Annotated in this window: 16 protein-coding genes; 13 read left to right on the forward strand and 3 right to left on the reverse strand. The window is 69.7% G+C overall.

Annotated features, from left to right (window positions below; all coding sequences use genetic code 11):
- Positions 1-160 precede the first annotated feature (160 nt).
- The 3 genes from L3Q65_RS02410 (at position 161) to L3Q65_RS02420 (ending at position 2,992) form a co-directional block, all read left to right on the forward strand.
- Positions 161-1,186, forward strand: a complete 1,026-nt coding sequence (locus tag L3Q65_RS02410) for a 6-phosphofructokinase (RefSeq protein WP_182890760.1) — start codon at positions 161-163, stop codon at positions 1,184-1,186.
- 87 nt (positions 1,187-1,273) lie between these two features.
- A complete protein-coding gene (locus L3Q65_RS02415; protein ID WP_237598692.1) occupies positions 1,274-2,548 on the forward strand; it encodes a S41 family peptidase in 1,275 nt (424 codons plus the stop codon).
- A 9-nt stretch (positions 2,549-2,557) separates the two neighbouring features.
- Positions 2,558-2,992 carry a VOC family protein gene (locus L3Q65_RS02420; RefSeq protein WP_182890759.1) on the forward strand — a complete coding sequence of 145 codons (435 nt, stop codon included), beginning with the start codon at positions 2,558-2,560 and terminating at the stop codon, positions 2,990-2,992.
- Between the two features lie 48 nt (positions 2,993-3,040).
- Here the strand turns inward: L3Q65_RS02420 and L3Q65_RS02425 are convergent, their stop codons facing one another.
- Positions 3,041-4,786: a putative Ig domain-containing protein gene (locus L3Q65_RS02425; RefSeq protein ID WP_237598693.1), complete on the reverse strand. Its 1,746-nt coding sequence runs from the start codon at positions 4,784-4,786 to the stop codon at positions 3,041-3,043.
- A gap of 166 nt (positions 4,787-4,952) precedes the next feature.
- On the opposite strand from L3Q65_RS02425, the gene L3Q65_RS02430 reads away from it, so the two are divergent.
- The gene (locus L3Q65_RS02430) at positions 4,953-7,769 is read left to right on the forward strand and encodes an AAA family ATPase (protein ID WP_237598694.1); all 2,817 of its coding nucleotides are present in this window, start codon (positions 4,953-4,955) and stop codon (positions 7,767-7,769) included.
- 78 nt (positions 7,770-7,847) lie between these two features.
- Positions 7,848-8,411, forward strand: coding sequence for a 3'-5' exonuclease (locus L3Q65_RS02435; RefSeq protein WP_182890756.1), 564 nt, complete (start codon positions 7,848-7,850; stop codon positions 8,409-8,411).
- Here the strand turns inward: L3Q65_RS02435 and L3Q65_RS02440 are convergent.
- Both L3Q65_RS02440 and L3Q65_RS02445 read right to left on the reverse strand, forming a co-directional pair.
- On the reverse strand, positions 8,408-9,844 hold the full coding sequence (locus tag L3Q65_RS02440; RefSeq protein ID WP_182890755.1) for an aromatic amino acid ammonia-lyase: 1,437 nt from the start codon (positions 9,842-9,844) through the stop codon (positions 8,408-8,410). The two genes, L3Q65_RS02435 and L3Q65_RS02440, sit on opposite strands and share 4 nt — an antisense overlap.
- 10 nt (positions 9,845-9,854) lie before the next feature.
- Positions 9,855-10,157 (reverse strand): helix-turn-helix transcriptional regulator, encoded by a 303-nt coding sequence (locus L3Q65_RS02445; protein ID WP_182890918.1) that lies wholly within the window; start codon positions 10,155-10,157, stop codon positions 9,855-9,857.
- Between the two features lie 169 nt (positions 10,158-10,326).
- On the opposite strand from L3Q65_RS02445, the gene L3Q65_RS02450 reads away from it, so the two are divergent.
- The 8 genes from L3Q65_RS02450 (at position 10,327) to L3Q65_RS02485 (ending at position 20,131) form a co-directional block, all read left to right on the forward strand.
- A complete protein-coding gene (locus L3Q65_RS02450; RefSeq protein WP_237598695.1) occupies positions 10,327-11,553 on the forward strand; it encodes a glycoside hydrolase family 18 protein in 1,227 nt (408 codons plus the stop codon).
- Between the two features lie 160 nt (positions 11,554-11,713).
- On the forward strand, positions 11,714-12,379 hold the full coding sequence (locus tag L3Q65_RS02455) for a DUF2461 domain-containing protein (RefSeq protein WP_237598696.1): 666 nt from the start codon (positions 11,714-11,716) through the stop codon (positions 12,377-12,379).
- A 157-nt stretch (positions 12,380-12,536) separates the two neighbouring features.
- Positions 12,537-13,961, forward strand: a complete 1,425-nt coding sequence (gene pyk, locus L3Q65_RS02460) for a pyruvate kinase (RefSeq protein WP_182890752.1) — start codon at positions 12,537-12,539, stop codon at positions 13,959-13,961.
- A gap of 36 nt (positions 13,962-13,997) precedes the next feature.
- Complete coding sequence (locus tag L3Q65_RS02465) at positions 13,998-14,900, forward strand: acyl-CoA thioesterase II (protein ID WP_134731237.1); 903 nt, start codon at positions 13,998-14,000, stop codon at positions 14,898-14,900.
- Between the two features lie 440 nt (positions 14,901-15,340).
- Positions 15,341-16,240: a helix-turn-helix transcriptional regulator gene (locus L3Q65_RS02470; RefSeq protein ID WP_182890751.1), complete on the forward strand. Its 900-nt coding sequence runs from the start codon at positions 15,341-15,343 to the stop codon at positions 16,238-16,240.
- Positions 16,241-16,253: 13 nt separating this feature from the next.
- The gene (locus L3Q65_RS02475) at positions 16,254-16,451 is read left to right on the forward strand and encodes a DUF397 domain-containing protein (protein ID WP_037809881.1); all 198 of its coding nucleotides are present in this window, start codon (positions 16,254-16,256) and stop codon (positions 16,449-16,451) included.
- A 185-nt stretch (positions 16,452-16,636) separates the two neighbouring features.
- Entirely contained in the window at positions 16,637-16,843 is a 207-nt protein-coding gene (locus L3Q65_RS02480) for a hypothetical protein (RefSeq protein ID WP_182890750.1), read from the forward strand.
- 273 nt (positions 16,844-17,116) lie between these two features.
- Positions 17,117-20,131: a helix-turn-helix transcriptional regulator gene (locus L3Q65_RS02485; RefSeq protein ID WP_237598697.1), complete on the forward strand. Its 3,015-nt coding sequence runs from the start codon at positions 17,117-17,119 to the stop codon at positions 20,129-20,131.
- The last annotated feature ends 54 nt before the right edge of the window (positions 20,132-20,185 follow it).

Genomic DNA, 20,185 nt, shown 5'->3' on the forward strand with positions numbered 1-20,185 from the left:
GAAATAGCGCTGCACAGCCCCAAGGTAACACACCGTCCAGCGGCCCCGGCCCGGACCGGATTGGGCAGGTGGTCCGCCCTGCACCGATCCAGATGAAAACCGCTACGCTGTCCGCGGACTGTGACTGCACTCTCCCTGCGAGGAAAGACGGAGGCAACAGATGCGTGTCGGTGTGCTGACGGGGGGCGGCGACTGCCCCGGCCTGAACGCGGTGATCCGCGCGGTGGTCCGCAAGGGCGTCGAGGTGCACGGCTGGGAGTTCGTCGGCTTCCGCAACGGCTGGCAGGGCCCGCTGACCGGCGACAGCCGGCCGCTCGGCCTCGCCGACGTCGAGGACATCCTCACCCGCGGGGGCACCATCCTGCGGTCGTCGCGGACGAACCCGTACAAGGTCGACGGCGGCGTCGACCAGATCCGCAAGGTGCTCGCCGACCAGGGGGTCGACGCGCTGATCGCGATCGGCGGCGAGGACACCCTCGGCGTCGCCAAGCGGCTGACCGACGACGGCATCGGCGTCGTCGGCGTGCCCAAGACGATCGACAACGACCTCGGGGCCACCGACTACACGTTCGGCTTCGACACCGCGGTCTCCATCGCCACCGAGGCGATCGACCGGCTGCACACCACGGCCGAATCGCACCACCGGGCCCTCGTCATCGAGGTCATGGGGCGGCACGCGGGCTGGATCGCGCTGCACTCCGGCCTCGCCGGCGGCGCGAGCGTGATCCTGGTCCCGGAGCGCCAGTTCTCCGTCGACCAGGTCGTGCAGTGGGTCGAGCGCCGCTTCGAAAAGGAGTACGCGCCGATCATCGTCGTGGCCGAGGGCGCGCTGCCCGAGGGCGGCGAGGAGAAGCTGCTGACCGGCGAGAAGGACGCTTTCGGGCACGTCCGGCTCGGCGGCATCGGCAACTGGCTGGCCGACGAGATCTCCGAGCGCACCGGCAAGGAATCGCGCGCGGTCGTGCTGGGCCACGTCCAGCGCGGCGGCACCCCGACCGCCTACGACCGGGTCCTCGCGACGCGTTTCGGCCTGCACGCGGTGGACGCGGTCGCCGACGGCGACTTCGGTGTGATGGTGGCGCTCAAGGGCACCGACATCGTGCGCGTGAAGCTGTCCGAGGCGACGGCCGAGCTGAAGACCGTTCCGCTGGAGCGGTACCAGGAAGCCGAAGTCTTCTTCGGCTGAGGTTCTCCCGTGGTAGGGGCAACCCCACCACCGTGCCGGGGGCGTGCGGTATTCCGTGCGCCCCCGGCTTTTTTCTACCCTCGGCTCGTGCGAATCTTCCTGGCGGGCTTGGCGATTCTCTCGGTGACCGCGGCCCCTCCTTCCACAGTGGACGGTGTGTGGCGGACAGACGGGTACGGGCAGCTGGTCCACGTGTCCGGCGGCAAGCTGACGACTTACGACGAGACCGAGGTGAGCTGCCTGCCCGGCACGCTTTCCGGAACTGGCGACGGCACAACGTTTTCCACGAACGAAGGCTCGGTCGTCACCATCCGGGCGGGCCGGATGAGTTTCGACGACAACCTCGGCGTGCGGCGGTTGCGTCGTGTCCCCGGCGGGCTGCCGCCGGAGTGCCGGGCTTCGTCCGCGGACTTGTTCGACGTCTTCTGGCACACCTTTGCCGAGAACTATCCCTTCTTCCGGGCGAAAGGCGTCGACTGGAAGTCCCAAGGGGACGCTGCCCGCCGCGAGATCGCCGCGCATCCGGAACGGCTCTTCGACGTCCTTTGCGGACTGATCCGTCCGCTGCACGACGCTCATGTCGGCTTGCTCGCGGCGGGACAGCACTGCTCGTTCCCGAGGCCAGGCACGCCGGATTTGAAGACGACCGTCCCGCGCGCGATCGCCGTGGCCGACGCGAATCTCGGCGCGCCGATTCAGCGCTGGGCCGGCGGAGCCATCGCCTACGCAGACCTGCCGGAGGGCCGTGGATACCTGCGGATCAGCGGATTCCACGACTACGCCGACACTTTCGCCGCCAGCAGCGAGGTCCTGGCGAAAGCACTGGACGAGATCTTCACCGCCGACCGGGTGCGCACGCTGCGCGGCCTGATCCTCGACCTGCGTGTCAACGGCGGCGGGGACGACCCGCTCGGACTGCAAGTCGCCGCCCGGCTGACCGGCGTCCCGCATTTCGCCTACGCCAAACGCGCCCGCAACGATCCGGAGGACCCGACGCGGTTCACCGTGCCGCGACCGTTCTTCGTGCAGCCCGCCGCAGCGCCGCGCTACACCGGCCCGCTGACGGTCCTGACCGGCAGCCTGGACGTCTCAGCGGGGGAGACGTTCCTGCAAGCGCTGCTGAACCGGCAGCCGCGACCAGTCCTGATCGGACAGTCCACTCAGGGCGCTTTCTCGGACATGCTAGAGCGGACGCTGCCGAAGCCGGGCTGGAAGGTGGCGTTGCCGAACGAGGAGTATCTCGACCCGCGCGGCCGCACCTACGACGGCACCGGCATCAGCCCGGACCTCCAGGTCCCGGTCTTCGCTACGGACGACCTCGCCGCCGGAAAAGACCCAGCGCTCGCCGCCGCCCGCCGGTAAGGTGAGCGCATGGGGTCGGTCAGGCAGGTCCAGGTCACTTTCGATTGCGCGGAACCCGAGCGCGTCGCCCGTTTCTGGTGCGAGGTGCTGGGGTATGTCGTGCCGCCGCCGCCGGAAGGGTTCGCCGATTGGGCGGAGTTCGACCGTTCGCTGCCTGCCGAGCATCAGGGCGCGGCGTTCGCCTGCGTCGATCCGGACGGCGTCGGCCCTCGGCTGTACTTCCAGCGCGTGCCCGAAGGCCGCGTGGTGAAGAACCGGGTGCACCTCGACGTGCGCGTGGGCGCCGGTCTGGCCGGCGAGGAGCGGCTGGCGGTCCTGAAGGCCGAGGCCGACCGGCTGGTCGCGCTGGGCGCGTCCATCGTGCAGGTGCTGGTCGCGGACGAGGTGAACGAGTCCTGCATTCCGATGCAGGACGTCGAGGGCAACGAGTTCTGCCTGGACTGACCGAAACCGCCGTGCCGCGCCCGAAGCGACGGCACGGCGGCTGCCGGGTCAGGAAACGGAAACGTTGGCCGGAGCGGTGAACGTGCCGCCCGAGACCTGGTAGATCTGCGAAACGGTGAGGCTGCCGCCCGCCGGGATGCTGTCCTGGCCGGTGATCACGACGTGCCCGGTGGACGCCGAAGCGGTGCCCGGGTTCGTCGTCGACAGCGACTCGTTCGAAGCCAGGTCGAACGACAGCGTCCAGCCGTTCGCCGCCGACGAACCGCCGTTGGTGATCGTGAAGTGCGCGAAGGCGCCGAAACCGTAGTCGTAGTCCGTGGTGAACTTCGCGGTCAGCTTGCCCACTGGAGCCGTCGTGACGGTCCAGGCGAACGGAGCCTGCGCGGTCGCCCCGGCGGAGTCGGTCGCCGTCACGGTGACGTTGCTGGTGCCCGCGGTGCTCGGCGTGCCGGTGATCGAGCCGGTCTTGCCGTCGATGGCCAGCCCGGCCGGGAGGCCGTCCGCCGAGTAGGTGTAAGGCGAGGTGCCGCCGGAGGCCGTGACCTTCAGCGAAACCGCCTTGCCCACCACGCTGTTCTGGTTGCCCGGGTTGCTGACGCTCAGCTTGCCGTTGGTGCCGCCGCCGGGGGTGAGGCCGGTGACGCCGTGCGGGGTGCCCAGGCCGGTCGGGCCGTCCCAGCCGGTGCCCGCGTTGCAAATGACAGTGCCGCAGCTGCCGTTGCTGCCCGAGGTGACGTCGTTGAAGTCGCCGGTGTGCGCGTACGGATAGGTCGCCGCGTTGTCGCCGTCCTTCGGCGTGCCCGCGAGTGCCCAGATGCCGGCGACGATCGGGGTGGCGAGGCTGGTGCCGCCGTACTGCGACTGCTGGCCGTTGACGTAGATCGTGATGCCGCTGTTGGGATCCGCGTCGGCTGAAATGTCCGAAGTGGCCCGATTGTCGCACGCGGTGCTGATCCCGTTCTGGAACGCGGGCTTGCTGAACTTGCTCGAACAGCCGCTGCCCGCCTTGCTCCAGGCGGTTTCGGAGTAGCCGCTGCCGGACGCGGTCAGCGTGGTGCCGCCGACCGCGACCACCTCGGGCGAAGTGGCCGGGTATTCGGCCTGGGAACCGCTTTCGCTGCCCCAGTCGCCGGTGGCGCCGAGGATCGCGACGCCGGGGTGGTTGTAGTGCTGCTCGGCGTCCGACGGGATCGCGCTTTCGTGGTCGGCGTAGCTGTTGGACACGATCTTCGCACCGAGCCGGACCGCGCTGTCGACCGCTGCCGCGAGGTCGCTGTCCTCGTTGCTGTTGCCCTCCACCAGCAGGATCTTGCAGTCCGGGCAGAGCGCGCTGACCGCGTCGACGTCGATGGCCATCTCGGTCGCCCAGCCCGAGTCGGTCTTGGACGGAAGCGTGCTCGTGCCGTCCTGGCCGACCACGGTCAGGCAGCCGTTCGCCTTGGTGCAGGAGCCGAGGTTCCAGTGCGACCGGTAGTCGTTCAGGTCCTTCTCGATGCCCGGGTCGTCGAAGGCGTCGACGATCGCGACGGTGGTGCCCCCGCTCTTCATCCCGGCGACGCCGTAGGCCTTCTGCAGGTCGGCCGGGCTCATCGCGCTCGCCGGTCGCGCACCTGCCGAAACCAGTTGCACGGCCTGGCATTTCGCGTAGCCCGCGGGTGCGTTGGCGCACGACGCGGGGCTCAGCTGAGGGCTGGCGTCGGCGATCGGGGTGCTGAGCGCCGCCATCCCCGCTCCGAGAGCGAGCGCGGCGCCGGCGGCGGCCAGCCGTCTCAAGGTCATTCCTGCACGCATCATCGCGTCCTTCCTCGTACGCCGCTGCCCGGAAGACGGGCGAAAAGCGGTGCCGCCATTGGATTTCACCGAGGCGGCCCGAACCAGGAACAACCGGCACAACCGGCTGTTGTGCCGGGAGGAGGAACCCGACCTTCGGAGGATGTCCCGCGCCCCGGGGCGAGCGACGATGGACTGGCGGGAGGTGCGGGACATGCCGGACGGCGCGACGGAAACGTTCGACCGGACGCTGGTCCGGTTGCGCCGGGCAGCCGGGCTGACGCAGGAACAACTGGCGCAGCGCTGCGGGCTGAGCACGCGCGGCGTGGGGAATCTCGAACGCGGGCAACGACATCCGCGGCGAGTCACCGTGCAGTTGCTCGCCGACGGTCTCGCGCTGCCCGAGGACAGCCGGGCCGAACTGCTCGCAGCCGCCCGGCGCGGCAGGCAACGTCCGCCGGACCACCCCGTTCCGCCCCCTCGTCCGGCGCCGGACCTCATCGGCCGCACCGAGGAACACGCCCTGCTGGACAAACACATCTCCGGCACAGGAAGGCCGTTTCTGGTCTTCGCGGGACAAACCGGAATCGGCAAGACCCGCCTGCTCGCCGAAGCCGCGACGCTGGCCGAATCCCGCGGAACGGTGGTGCTTTCGACGGCGTGCTCGCGGTTTGGCGGAGAGCCGTACGCGCCGCTCTCCGAAGCGTTCGCACGGCACTCTTCCGAGCACTCCGCCGGATCCGGCCTGGCGTTCCTGCTTCCCGAACAACGCACCGCCGAACCGGCTCCAGCCCGCTGGCTGATGTTCGCCGAAGCAGCGCGGTTTCTCGACACGCTGGCGCGGCGGCACGGCGTGCTCGTGATCCTGGACGACCTGCAGTGGGCCGGTCCGGACGGGCTCGCGCTGCTGGCGTCGCTCGTCCAGGACGTCCAGCCGGACCGCGTCCGCTTCCTCGCCGCCTACCGCGACACCGAGATCGGCGCGGCCGAACCGTTGGCCGACACGCTGCTCGACCTGTACCGGAAAGGCTTGGTGACACAGCATTCGCTGGCCCCGCTGGCGGACGACGACGCGACGATGCTGTTGCACCACAGCGCCGGAACCGAGGTCGGGCAGTCCGCCCGCGACCGGGTGCTCCGGCTCGCCGGCGGACTCCCGTTGTTCCTGGTCCAACTGGGGCACGTATTGGGCAGATCCGGCAAACCGCCCGCGGAACTGCCCTGGGGACTCGCGCACGCGGTGCGGCGGCAGGTCGGTTCGCTGCCCGAACGCACGGCCGAAGTGCTGACCCTGCTGGCGGTGGGGCAGCAGCGGATGGATCCCGACGTCCTGGCCGCGGCTGCCGGGCTGGACCCGGCCGAATTGTCCGAAGTGCTGGCTCCCGCGCACACCGCGCGGTTGCTGGACGAGAACGCCGAGGGCGTCCGGCTCACGCACGAACTGGTCGCCGAAGTAGTGAACGGAGACCTGCCGCCGAGCCGTCGGCATGTGCTGCACCGCAGACTCGCCGAAGCTCTGGGAGGCGCGGCGGCGGCCTACCACTACACGCACGCACAGGATACTGAACGCGCCGCGCAGACTTTGCGGCACGCCGCGGAAAAAGCCGGCAGACAAGCCGCGCACGACACGGCAGCTCAGCACTTGGGCGCGCTGGTCGACCTGCTGGACCGTGCCGGTTCCCAGGCTGCCGTCGCCGAAGCCGCTGAAGCCTGGGCGGACGCGCTCGCCGCGGCCGGCCGGTACGACGCCGCGCTCGCCGCCGCCGAACGCGCGCTTTTGGTGTACCGCAAGGAAGGCGACGAGGAACGGCAGCGCCTCGTGATCGCCAGGATCGGCTACCTGCACTACCAGCGCGGCACCCCGCGCGAAGGCTTGGCCCGGATCGCGCCGACGCTGACCGAGGACCGCCCCGGCGGATCGGCCGTACGGCTGCGGCTGGCACGTGCCGCGAACCTCTACCAGAGCACCCGCTACCGAGAATCCGTCGAGGTTTCCACCGCCGCGATCGTCGCGGCAGAGTCGGCAGGGGACGAGCACGGACTGGCGGGCGGGCATCTGCGCCGCGGACTCGCGCTGCGCCTGCTCGGCCGCAACGAGGAAGCACTGGCCGACCTGCACACCGCCGCGGCCACCGCGGAACTGTGCGGCGACCGGGAGATCGTCGTCCGCGCACTGACCGGGGTCGCCGTGCTGCACCACTACCGCGGCGAACTGGCCCGAGCGGACCGGCAGTTCGAGCGGATCCTCCGGCTGGCCGAGGAACTCGGCGACCGGGAACTGCTCAGCCGGGCGGTCTGCAACGTCGGAGCCAGCGCGATCTATGTCGGCCGCTGGGGAGACGCGCGGCGGCGATTCGGCCAGGCGCTGGAACTGGCCGGGCACGGCAGGTCGCCGATGTGCGGCGCGATGGCCCTGATCGGCCGAGGCGGCCTGTGGTCAGCCTGTGGCCGCTTCGCCGCGGCAGCCGACGACCTGACTCAAGTGATTCGACTGGGCCGAGAAAGCGACAATGCCGATATCGTCTGCAACGCGTCCGCTCAGCTGGCGGAGAACGACGTACGCGCGGGCCGACCTGAGCAAGGGGTGCGCCGGTTGCTGCCGTTGCTTGCGCTGCAAGGGGAGCGGAGCTGGCAGATGACCGACGCACTGCCGTTCCTCGCCGAAGCACAACTGGCGGCCGGGGACCCGGTTGCCGCCGGGGAGACTGCTGCGGAAGCTGTTGCCTGCACTGAGCATATTGACCATATCCTCGCCCGCACAGATGCGTTTCGGGTGCAGGGCCTTGCCGCGCTGCGCCGCGGATCTCTTGCCTCGGCGGAGGAAAGCCTCGGGGAAGCGCACGCGTTGGCTGAACGGATGGCTTCGCCGTATTTGCTCGCCCGGGTGCACGCCGCGCACGCTGGTCTGTCGGAATGCCGCGGCGACAGTGTTGCCGCGGCACGGGATCGGGAGCGAGCGGAGGAACTGTTCACGGCTTTGCGGCGGGACGCTTTGGCGGAGGACTGACCGGACTGTCCACACCGGACGCTCAGTCGCGGAGAAAACGGGGTGCTCCAGAAGCATTCGGTTCTTACACTTTCGGACATGGACGGCTTCCCGGATCTCCTGAACGTGGTCGATGTCGAAGCGACCTGCTGGGAGAAGCAGCCGCCGCCCGGTCAGGTCAGCGAAATCATCGAAATCGGTCTCACTGTCGTCGATCTGAGCGCGGGCGAGCGCGTGGCGAAACACCGGATCCTGGTTCGCCCGGCCCGGTCCGAGGTGAGCCCGTTCTGCACGGAGCTGACCGGACTGACCCAGACCGAGGTGACCGGCGGCCTGTCGTTCCGGGACGCCTGCCGGACGCTGGCGGTGCGGCACCGCACCGCGGAGTTGCCGTGGGCCAGCTGGGGCGACTACGACCGCAACCAATTCGCCCGGCAATGCCGCCACACCGGAACCGAGTACCCGTTCACCAGCCGGCATACCAACGCGAAGGTCGCTTTCACGGCGGCTTACGAACTGCGTCGTCGCCCTGGAATGGCACAGGCACTCGCCGTCGCTGACCTCCCGCTGGAGGGTCGCCACCATCGTGGCGACGACGATTCGTGGAACATCGCCGCCCTGGTGCTGGCCGTCGCGAAGCGCGGAGCGTGGCCGAGTTCCTAGATCCGCGCCAATTCGTCCAGCACCCCAGCGGCCTTGGCGATGTCCTCAGTCAACGGCCGGTCCTCCAGCCGCTCATCCAACACCTCCACCGCAGCCGCGAACGCCGCCCGCACCGGCAGATCCACCAGTTCCGCCTTCCGGATCCGCAACGCCCGCACCGCCGCCACCAGTTCGCAAGCGAGTACCTGCCGATAAGCGGCCGCGGCCGCGGTAGCCGCCCGTGCGGCCTGGGTCGAGAAACTCGCGTGGTCTTCGATCCCGCGCGACACCACCGCGGTCCCGAGCGTCGCGGGCAATGCCGCCTGCCGCAGTTCGGTCAGCGCGTCGTGTGCCACGTACTCCAAGATCATCACCCCGGAACTCCCCGGCGGCCCGACCGCGAGGAACGGCCGCAAGCCGGTGAATTCCGGTTCCACCAAGTCCCCCAGCCGGGCCACGGATAGCTCCGCGACCTGATGCACCGTCGCGCGGGCTTGGTCGAGCGCGGTCGAGACGTACGCGGTGTGGAAGTGCGCGTGGTGGTACGCATCGCCGTGCACCGTGGAGATCATCGGGTTTTCGGTGCTGGCATTGATCTCCACGGCGAGCACGTCGCGCAGATAGTGGATCGCGTCCAAGGCGGGACCTTGCACCTGAGGAAAAGCGCGCAGCCCGAAGGGATCCTGAAGCCGACGTCCCGGCCTTGGCGTGCTGTGCATGCCCAACAGCCGACGCATCTCAGCCGCGCACGCCACCTGTCCGGCGTGCGGACGTGCTTCGTGCACAGGCGTCGCGTACGCCTCGGGGTTGCCGTCGAGGGCCACGTATGTGAGCGCGGCGACGGCGTGGCTCGCGCGGGTGAGCGTGTCCAGGCTCATCGCCGCGAGGGTCGCTTCGGCGAGCGTCGCGGCGTTGCTGCTCATGAACGCCAACGCGTCGCCCGCGTGCACCGGAACCGGTGGCACCGAGCCGATCGACCACGCGCGTTCCCCGGCCAACGCGAGCGCGGTTTCCGCGAGGGGAGCGAGGTCGCCGGTGCCGATCGCGCCCAGCCGGTGTACTACGGGCAGCGCTCCGGTGCGCACGGCTTCGGCGAGCGCGCCGATCAGTTCCGGGCTGATTCCGGACCGGCCGGTCAGCAGCTGGTTGAGCCGGATCAGCAGCATCGCGCGGATCTGGCCGTCCGGCAGGAGGTCGCCGCTCCCGCCCGCATGGCTGCGCAGCAAGCGAAGGCCGTGTTCGGCGGGTTCGTCCACCGCGTCGTCCTTGTTCGCGCCGACGCCGGTGGTGCGGCCGTAGACCACTCGCCGGGTGCTCAGGTCCTCGGCCAGCTTCCACGAGTGCTCGGCGGCGCGCAGCGCGGCGATGGACACGTCGATCGCCAGCGGGCCGTCGGTGTGTGCCGCCGTGACCACGTCGGCGCACCGCAGGGTCCGGCCGTCCACTCGGATCACGGCGTGCTCCTCATTCGGTTTCGTCCAGCCGCTGTTCGAGCGCGTCGAGCCGGTCCGCCCAGAACTGCCGGTAGGGCGCGAGCCACGCGTCCACTTCGGCCAGCGGCTCGGCGCGCAGCCGGTAACAGCGGCGCTGCGCGGACACCCGCACGGTCACCAGCCCGGCCTCGCGCAGGACGCGCAGGTGCTTGGACACGGCGGGCTGGCTGAGCCGCAGTTCGGCCACCAGTTCGCCGACCGACCGCTCGCCCTCGAGCAGCAGGTCGAGCAGTGCGCGGCGGCGGGGTTCGGCCAGCACGTCGAAGGTCTGCATCACCCCGGAAATCTGCCTCGCGGCGCATATGCCTGTCAAGGAATGCGCGTACCGCCGAATGTCCGTTTTATGGTCTAAACCATTGACCTGGTGGTCTAGTCCACTTACGGTGCATTCGTCCCCGCCGTCATCGGCTCGTCACCGACGGTGACTCCTGAAGGGAGCAACGATGCTTCGCTTGCGCAGAAAACGCCTGCTGGCACTGGCCGGCCTGGCGACCGCGGCGTTCGCCGCCGCGGCCGCGCTCGTCCCCGCCGCTTCGACGGCCGCGCCCGCCAGAACCGAGGCCGCGTCCGGCAAGGTGGTCGGCTACTTCACCGACTGGGGCATCTACGACCGCAACTACCACGTGAAGAACATCGAGACGTCCGGGTCGGCGAACAAGCTCACGCACATCAACTTCGCCTTCGGCAACGTCACCGGCGGCGGCTGCGCGATCGGCGACGCGTGGGCCGACTACCAGAAGACCTACGACGCGGCGGGCAGTGTCGACGGCGTCGCCGACACCTGGGACCAGCCGCTCGCGGGCAGTTTCAACCAGCTCAAGAAGCTGAAGGCCAAGCATCCCGGGCTGAAGATCATCTGGTCGTTCGGCGGCTGGACCTGGTCCGGCGGCTTCGGCCAGGCCGCGAAGAACCCGGAAGCCTTCGCGAATTCCTGCTACAACCTCGTCAACGACAAGCGCTGGGCCGGGCTCTTCGACGGCATCGACCTCGACTGGGAGTACCCGAACGCGTGCGGTCTCACCTGTGACACGAGCGGACCCGACGCGTTGAAGAAGCTGCTCGCGGCCGTACGGGCGAAGTTCGGCTCGTCGAAGCTCGTCACCGCCGCGATCACCGCGGACGGCAGCAACGGCGGCAAGCTCGACGTCACCGATTACGCGGGCGCCGCGCAATACGTCGACTGGTACAACGTGATGACGTACGACTTCTTCGGCGCCTGGGCCGCGCAAGGCCCGACCGCGCCGCACTCGCCGCTGACGTCGTACAACGGCCTGCCGACGCAGGGCTTCTACTCGGACGCGGCCATCCAGAAGCTCAAGAGCAAGGGCGTCCCGGCCTCGAAGCTGTTGCTGGGCATCGGTTTCTACGGCCGCGGCTGGACCGGCGTCACGCAGAGCGCGCCGGGCGGCACCGCGACCGGACCGGCTCCCGGCAAGTACGAACAGGGCATCGAGGACTACAAGATCCTCAAGACGAGCTGCCCGGCGACCGGAACCGTCGCGGGCACCGCGTACGCCAAGTGCGGTTCTAACTGGTGGAGCTACGACACCCCGTCGACCATCGCGGGCAAGACCTCCTACGCGAGGTCGCAGGGCCTCGGCGGCGCCTTCTTCTGGGAGCTGTCCGGCGACACCTCGAACGGCGAGCTGATCACGGCACTCGCCAAGTAACCCCGCTCGATGCGGCCGGGGCGCCGATTCTGTCGGTGCCCCGGTTGCTAATCCGACCTAAAGTAGGCCGACCCCCGCTCGGCACGTAACTGTTGCTGCGAAGCCATTAGGCCGTGACTGTGGTCGGATTAGCAACGATCGGCACAGTATCGTGCTGCGGGTGAAGTTCAGCGGATTCGGGGAGCACGCCGTCGAGTTCTACGACGGGCTGCTCGCGGACAACACCAAGGCCTACTGGGACGACCACGTGGCGATCTACAAGGAGCACGTCCGGGCTCCGATGGAGGCGCTGCTGGCCGAGTTGGAGCCGGAGTTCGGCGCGGGCTTCGGCGAGGCGAAGGTGTTCCGGCCCTATCGCGACGTTCGGTTCGCCAAGGACAAGACGCCGTACAAGACGCACTGCGGCGGTGTGATCGAGTCCGGCCGCGGCGGAGGAGCGTATTACGTCGAGGTCGGGCCGGCCGGGCTGCGCGTCGGCGGCGGCTGCTTCCACCTCGCCTCGGACCAGCTGGCCCGGTACCGCACGGCGGTCGACACCGAACTGCACGGGCCCGCGCTGGAGAAGATCCTGGCGAGCCTGCGCAAGGCGGGCTGGAAAATTCTCGGTGACCGGCTGAAGTCCAAACCACGCGGGTTCGACGAGGACCATCCGCGCCTCGACCTGCTGCGGCACCGCTCGGTGTACGCCGTCCGCGCCTGGGAGCCGGACGACTTCCTGCACGAGCGCGAGGCGCTGGACCGGGTGCGGAAATCGTGGCGCCAGCTGCGGAAATTCAACGAATGGGCCCGCGACCACGTGGGTCCGAGCGAGAAACCGCGGCGCTGAACCCGACCTCCCCCGTCCGGGTGATTCCGGGTGCCCGCGTGCGACGGCGCCGCGCGGCGCTCGGCGGGGCCTGGAACTGAATCCTTCCCGCGTTCTCCGGCCGGAGTTTCGGGATCGGTACAGACGCGAGCGGCCCGAGCGACTAGGCTCTCCGGACGTGAGCCGACGCGCGAAGATCGTTTGTACATTGGGTCCCGCGACCTCCACCCCGGAGAAGATGCGGGCACTCGTCGACGCCGGGATGGACGTCGCGAGGATGAACTTCAGCCACGGCAGCCACAGCGACCACAAGCAGGTCTACGACCTGGTCCGGTCCGCGGCCGCCGAAAGTGGCCGGGCGGTGGGGATTCTCGCCGACCTGCAAGGACCGAAGATCCGGCTGGGCACGTTCGCCAGCGGATCGGCGGAATGGCACACCGGCGACGTCGTCCGGATCACCGTCGAGGACGTCGCGGGCACCCACGACCGGGTCTCGACCACCTACAAGGGACTCGCCAAGGACGCCAAGCCGGGCGACCGGCTGCTGGTCGACGACGGCAAGGTCGGCCTGGTGGTCAAGGACGTCGAGGGCCCCGACGTCGTGTGCGAGGTGACCGAGGGCGGCCCGGTCAGCAACAACAAGGGCGTGTCGCTGCCCGGGATGGACGTCTCGGTGCCCGCGCTGTCCGACAAGGACATCGAGGACCTGGAGTTCGCGCTGCAGCTGGGCGTCGACTTCATCGCGCTGTCCTTCGTGCGCTCGCCCGCCGACATCGACCTCGTGCACCAGGTGATGGACCGCGTCGGCAAGGGCCGGCTGCCGGTCGTCGCGAAGATCGAGAAGCCCGAGGCGGTCTACAACCTCGAGGCCATCGTGCTGGCCTTCGACGCGGTGATGGTCGCCCGCGGCGACCTGGGCGTCGAACTGCCGCTCGAGCAGGTCCCGCTGGTGCAGAAGCGCGCCATCCAGATCTGCCGCGAGAACGCGAAGCCGGTCATCGTCGCCACGCAGATGCTGGAGTCGATGATCAGCAACTCCCGCCCGACCCGCGCCGAGGCGTCCGACGTCGCGAACGCGGTCCTTGACGGCGCGGACGCGGTGATGCTGTCCGGCGAGACGAGCGTCGGCCGGTACCCGATCGAGACGGTCCAGACCATGGGCCGGATCGTCGAGGCCGTCGAGACGGATTCGCCGGTCGTGCCGCCGCTGTCGCACGTGCCGCGCACCAAGCGGGGCGTGATCTCCTATGCCGCCCGCGACATCGGCGAGCGGCTCAACGCCAAGGCGCTGGTCGCGTTCACCCAGTCCGGAGACACCGTGCGCCGCCTCGCGAGGCTGCACACGCGGCTGCCGCTGATGGCGTTCACGCCGGAGCAGAGCGTCCGCAGCCAGCTGGCGCTGACCTGGGGCACCACGACGCAGATCGTGCCGCGCGTGGACTCCACCGACCAGATGATCCAGCAGGTCGACCACGCGATGCTCGAAATGGGCAAGTACCAGCGCGGCGACCTCGTGGTGATCGTCGCGGGCTCCCCGCCCGGGACCGTCGGGTCGACCAACCTGATCCACGTCCACCGGCTCGGTGAAGACGACCACGCATAAGGGACACGCCGGAACCTTCCCGCATAGTGTTCCGGCATGACTGAGATGGCCAGGGAAGCCGCCACCGAACTCGACACGAGCCCCGGTGGCGGCGGGCAGCCCGTGCTGGACAAGCTCGTCGCGCTGCTCGACCTGGAGAAGATCGAAGAGAACATCTATCGCGGCGTTTCGCCCGCACACTCGTCGGTGCGGGTGTTCGGCGGGCAGGTCGCCGGGCAGGCGCTCGTCGCGGCGGGCCGGACCGTTCCGGAGGAGCGGCGGGTCCATTCGCTGCACGCCTACTTCATCCGCGGCGGCGACCCGAGCGTCCCGATCGTGTACGAAGTGGACCGCATCCGCGACGGCCGCTCGTTCACCACCCGGCGCGTCGTCGCCGTCCAGCACGGCAAGGCGATTTTCTCGCTGTCCGCGTCGTTCCAGAAGGACGAGCCGGGCATCGACCACGCCGAGACGATGCCGGCCGACGTGCCCGATCCCGAGTCGCTGCCGACCTTCCCCGAGCTGACCGCGGGCTACGGCCTGCGCTTCAGCGAGATCCCGCGGCCGATCGACATCCGCTACGTCGGCGAGCCGCCGTGGGTCACCCGCACCACCGGCGAACGCCCGACGCACCACCGCGTCTGGATGCGGGCCGACGGCACCCTGGCGGACAACCAGCTGCTGCACGTCTGCGTGCTCACCTACGCCTCGGACATGACGCTGCTCGACTCGGTGCTCGCGCGGCACGGCGTGTACTGGGACGTCGACAAGGTGCTCGGCGCGAGCCTCGACCACGCGCTCTGGTTCCACCGTCCGTTCCGGGCCGACGAATGGTTCCTCTACGACAGCACCTCGCCGAGCGCCTCGGGTGCCCGCGGGCTGGCCACCGGACGGTTCTTCACCCGCGACGGCCTGCATGTCGCCACCGTGGTCCAAGAAGGACTGCTGCGGGTCCGATAAGGACCACCGGCCCGCTGATGACCACTCAGAGTGGCTGTCTGCAGAGGAAATCGCCGGAAACCGTCACACTCTCGTGGCGAAATTGCGCGGGAATACTCGTCTGAGTAATACCGCGAAGCAAAGGAAGGTGCCCGGGACCGGTCGGGGGGCGGCCCCGGACACCGTGGTCGTCCCGCATTCGGCCGGTGTCCGCGAATAGCCGAGGACGGTCTTCGTCTACGCTGCTCAGGGCCGTCGGCGCGGCTGGATTCGCGTCGCGGCCCGCAGGATGCCAGAGTACAAGCGCACTCTGCACAATGCAGGTCGGAACCAGGTCGGAACCGGTGACGGCGGGCTCCCGCCGCGACAGTGGGAATTCGCCGGTGTTATTACTCCACTGACAAGTCGATCACCTGGTTAGATATGCAGTGCGGGCAACAATACGGACCGGAGGTGCTGCCGTGGCGAGAGGCCAGGGACCGACCGTTCGCCGCCGGCGCCTCGCGAGCGAGCTGCGGAGGCTGCGCGAAGCCGCCGATCTCACCATCGACGAGGTCGGCGAAAAGCTGGAGTGCTCGGCGTCCAAAGTGAGCCGCATCGAAACCGGCCACGTCGGCGTCACCCCGCGCGACGCGAGGGACATGCTCGCGCTGTACGGCATCACCGGCGACGAGCAGGAGGCGCTCGTCCAGCTGGCGCGCGAAGCGCGCAAACGCGGCTGGTGGCACGCCTACAACGAAGTCTTCACCGGCACCTTCGTCGGCCTCGAAGCCGACGCGAGCTCGCTGCGCGCGTTCCAAGCGCTGCTGGTTCCGGGCTTGCTGCAGACCGAGCGCTACGCGTTCTCGGTGATCCGCGCGCTGCGCCCGGACGCCGAGGAGTCCGAGACCCGCCGCCGCGTCGCCGCGCGGATGGCCCGCCAGCAGCTGCTGACCGACGACCCGCCGGTCGAGTACTGGGCGGTGATCGACGAGGCGGTGCTGCACCGCGTGGTCGACAGCCCCGAGGTGATGGCCGAGCAGCTGTACCGGATCACCGCGATGGCGGAAAAGCCGAACGTGACCGTCCAGGTGGTGCCGTTCGGAGCCGGGGCGCACCCCGGCATGGAGGGACCGTTCCTCATCATGGGCTTCCCCGAGCAGGCCGATCCCGACGTGGTCTACGTCGACGACAGCACTTCCAGCGGCCTGTACCTCGAACAGCCCGACGACGTCCGGCGCTACGCGCTGATGTTCGACCACCTGCGCGCAGCAGCGCTGAAACCGGACGATTCGGTGGCGCTGATCACCGACGCGGCCGGCCGGTTCGCCGAACAGGCCGCCGCGGTTCAGGAACCGAGGAACACCGACCCGAGACAGTGAGGATGTGGGGACCATGATGGCCGACCTTTCCGGTGCCCAATGGCGCAAGAGCAGCTACAGCGGCGGCGGCAACGACTGCGTCGAGGTCGCCTTCGTCGCAGGCGGCGCCGCGGTGCGCGATTCCAAAGACCCGGAAGGCGGAGCGTTCCGCCTGCCCGCCGCGGGCTGGCAGGCGCTCCTGGACGCGGTGCGCGGCCAGGGGCAGGCTTGATCCGTTCGCCCGGCTGATCGTCGCACTGAGACCCCTTACCCCGCTCGACCTGGACTTCCTTAGGCGAGAGCGCGGGTAAGGGGTCTTTTCGCGTCCGGGTGTAGGCGATCACCTGATGTCCGGGGCGGGCCCTCAGCACGAAAGTGGACTTCGTCAGAGAACGAGGACCCGCTGGGGAGAACACGATGAGCGACTACAACTGGGACGCCACCCGCGCCGAGGTCGACTACCGGATGGCCGAACTGCGCCGCGCCGCCCGCCACGCGCGCATGAGCCGGGGCAACCGGGTCGTCCGCTGGGTGCGCGCGCACCGCATCACGAACGTCGAGGTGCCCCGCCAGGAAAGGCGCACGGCGACGGTGCCGGAGGCAAGGGCGCGACATAGCGCATGAGCCCAGGGACCGGGTCGGGGACGGTAAGGGGGTCGGGCGGGGCGGCCGCCCCGGAACACAGTTTCCGCGGCCGCCGCTCCGCCCGCCGGAAGCAGCTTCCGCAGAGGTCCGTGAGGGGAACTCTGCGGGAATCAGAGTCTGTGCGGGTTCCCCTCCCGGATCTTCCCGCGACTCGGCGGAGCCCCCTTCGTCCGGGCGATCGGACGGAGATCACTGGCCGGACCGGCCGCCACGAGGAAATCCATGTCGGAACTGTCGGGGGTGTAGGTGAGAATGCATCTCGTGCCTCGTCTCGGTTCCGGTATTCCGCTCGTCGCCCGTACGCAGGAGATGCGTCGGCTGCGCGCGGCCTTCGCGCGCGCTGAACGCGGAGAAGCAGGTGCGGTGCTGATCGCGGGCGACGCCGGCGTCGGCAAGACCCGCCTGCTCACCGCGCTCGGGGAGCACGTCGCGGGCTGCGGCGGGCTCGTGCTCACCGGCCGCTGCATCGACGTGCGCGACGGCGGTCTGCCCTATCTGCCGTTCGCCGAGGCGCTGGCTCCGCTCGGGTCGTCGGCCGATCCCGCGGTGTCGGCCGCGGTGCGGGCGCGGTCCGCGCTCGGGATGCTGCTGCCGCAGGGCGGCGATCCGCAGCCCGCGGCCACCGGCGACCACGGGCAGGTTTCGGAAGGGGAGCGCGAGGGCGTCCGCCGGGTCCGGCCCGAGCAGGACCTCGGCCAGCTCCAGCTGTTCGACGCGGTGCTCGGGGTGCTGACCGAGGTCGGCCAGGAGCAGCCGGTGGTCGTCCTGCTCGAAGACCTGCACTGGGCGGATTCCTCCACCCGCAACCTGCTGTCCTTCCTGCTCAGCCGCCTGCGCGCGCAGCGGCTGCTGGTCGTCGGCAGCTATCGCGAGGAGGACGTCCACCGCAGGCATCCGCTGCGCGGTCTGCTCTCCGAACTGGTCCGGTTGAACACGGTGGAACAGCTCACGCTCGCCCCCTTCGGACCGGCGGACGCGCGGGCGTTCGTCGCGGCGCTGGCCGAGGAACCGCTTTCGCCGGACGTGGTCGCGGACATCGCCGAACGGTCCGAGGGCAATCCGTTCTTCGTCGAGGAACTCCTCGCCACCGGCGCCGACTGTCAAGATCTCCCCGCCGGGCTCGCCGAAGTCCTTCTCGCCCGGCTCGAACGCTTCCCCGCGGAGACGCGCCGGGTGCTGCGGGTCATCTCGGTGGCCAACGAGTCGGTGTCGCATGCCGCGCTCGCGCAAGTCGCGGGCATCGGCGACCTGGAGCTGGACGAGGCGCTGCGGGAAGCCGTGCAGCACCACGTCCTGGTCATCGAGGACGGTTTCTACACGTTCCGCCACGCTTTGCTGCAGGAAGCGGTGTACGCGGATCTGCTTCCCGGCGAGCGCACGCGGATGCACGCGGGGTATGCCGCGCGGATCCAGTCGATGCCGCAGGGCCGGGGTCACGATGCGAAGCTGGCCTTCCACAGCTTGGAAAGCCGGGATTACGACACTGCTCTGCCCGCGTTGCTGCGTGCTGCCGACGAAGCGGAAAAGCTCGGCGCTCCTGGCGCTGCTCTTCGGCACATCGAGCAAGCACAGGCCATTTGGGACGCCGTGGCTCCGGAGAAGCGCCCGGAAGGCGTCAATGAACTGAAGTTGCTCAACGAGGCCTCGTACTTCGCCGGCACTTCGGGTGAGCCGGAGCGCGCGGTGGCGTATGCGCGGTCAGCTACCGAAGCGCTCAAGCCGGACGCGTCGCCCGAACACGCGGCGAAGGTCTGGCGTCGGCTGGCCGAAACGCTGCTCACCTTGGAAGGCACGTTCGACGAGGCGGTTCGGGCGATCGAGCGGGCTTGGGAACTGGTCGCCGACCGGGAGCCGAGCGGTGCGCGAGCCTGGGTGCTGGCTTCGCGGGCCGGATTCCAGCGGTTGCTCGACCGGCCGGACGAGGCCTTGGCCAGCGCGCATACCGCGGTCGCTGACGCGCGCGCGGTCGGGGCGGTCGGTGCTGAGGCGTCGGCGCTGGTCACGCTGGGCACGTTGGCTGATGGCGCGGGGGACGCGGTCGAGGCTCGTGCGCGGTTGTGCGAGGCCGAGGGCAAGGCGCACAACGCTGGTGCGTTGAACGTCGAGATCCGGGCGATGTACTTCCTCGCCCTCAGCTACGACGACCAGGCTGAGATGGACTTGGCGCTCGCCCATGCCGCGCGCGGGGTGGAGCGGGCCGAGGCAGTCGGGCTCACCTGGAGCGCGTACGGGCTGGAGTTGCGTGCCCGGCTCCTCTACTTGCGGTACCTCAGCGGAGATTGGCCGAAGGAGGACGCTGCGGGACGCGCCAGGCGGGGTGTGTCCAGCGCGGTCGCCGCGCGGATCTTGGCCAATTGGGTGCTGTTCCTGGTGGGACGCGGGCGGTTCGCGGATGCGGCCAAGGCGTTGCCGGGGCTTCGGCAGCAGTGGATGGCGGATCTGCAGATCGCCCTCTCCGCGGGCGATGCCGCGATCGAGCTGGCTGCTTGGCGCGGGGAGCATGCCGAGGCGCTGCGGATTACCGACGAACTGGTGTCGTGGCTGGAGAAGGTCGAGACCGCGCTGCTCGGCGGGATCCGGATTGTGGCGCTGGCGATTCCGTCGGCCGCGGCGTTGGCCGCGGAGGCCAGGGCCAAGGGGGATCTGGCTGCTGCCGACGGGTTTGTGGCTGCTGGGCGGCGGCTGGTCGAGCATGGGCGGCGTTGTGCTGCTGAGGGACAACCGCGGTCCGGGACTATGGGGCCGGAGGGGCGGGCCTGGCTGGCTCGGATGGAGGCGGCTGCCTCTGGGCTGGAGGGGCCTGCTGATCCTGAGCTGTGGGGTGCGGCTGCCGAGGCTTATTCGTATGGGGCGGTTTACGAGCAGGCGGTTTGCCGGTGGCGGCAGGGGGAGGCGTTGCTGGCCGCTGGACGTGCTGGGGCCGGGGAGGCGTTGGAGGCGGCGCATTCGGTGGCGGTGAAGCTTGACGCCGTTCCGTTGCGGGATGCGGTGCGCGATGTGGCGCATCGGGCTCGGGTCGAACTGTCCGGGGTCGAGGTGGTTCCCGTCGCGCGGCCGCAGGTGAATCCGCTGACTGACCGGGAGCGGGATGTGCTGGAGCGGGTTGCGCTGGGACGGACGAATCGGCAGGTGGGGGAGGAGCTGTACATCAGCGAGAAGACGGTGAGTGTGCACCTTTCCCGGGTGATGGCGAAGCTGGGGGCCAGCCGGCGGGCTGAGGCGGTGGCGATCGCTTATGACCGGGGGTTGCTTGCTGCGCCGGAGTGATCGGCTCGTCGCCTGGGGGGACCTTGCCGCGTCTTGGGTTGCGTGGGGCACCCC

Source organism: Amycolatopsis sp. FU40 (assembly GCF_021903635.1).
Classification (GTDB): Bacteria; Actinomycetota; Actinomycetes; order Mycobacteriales; family Pseudonocardiaceae; genus Amycolatopsis; species Amycolatopsis dendrobii.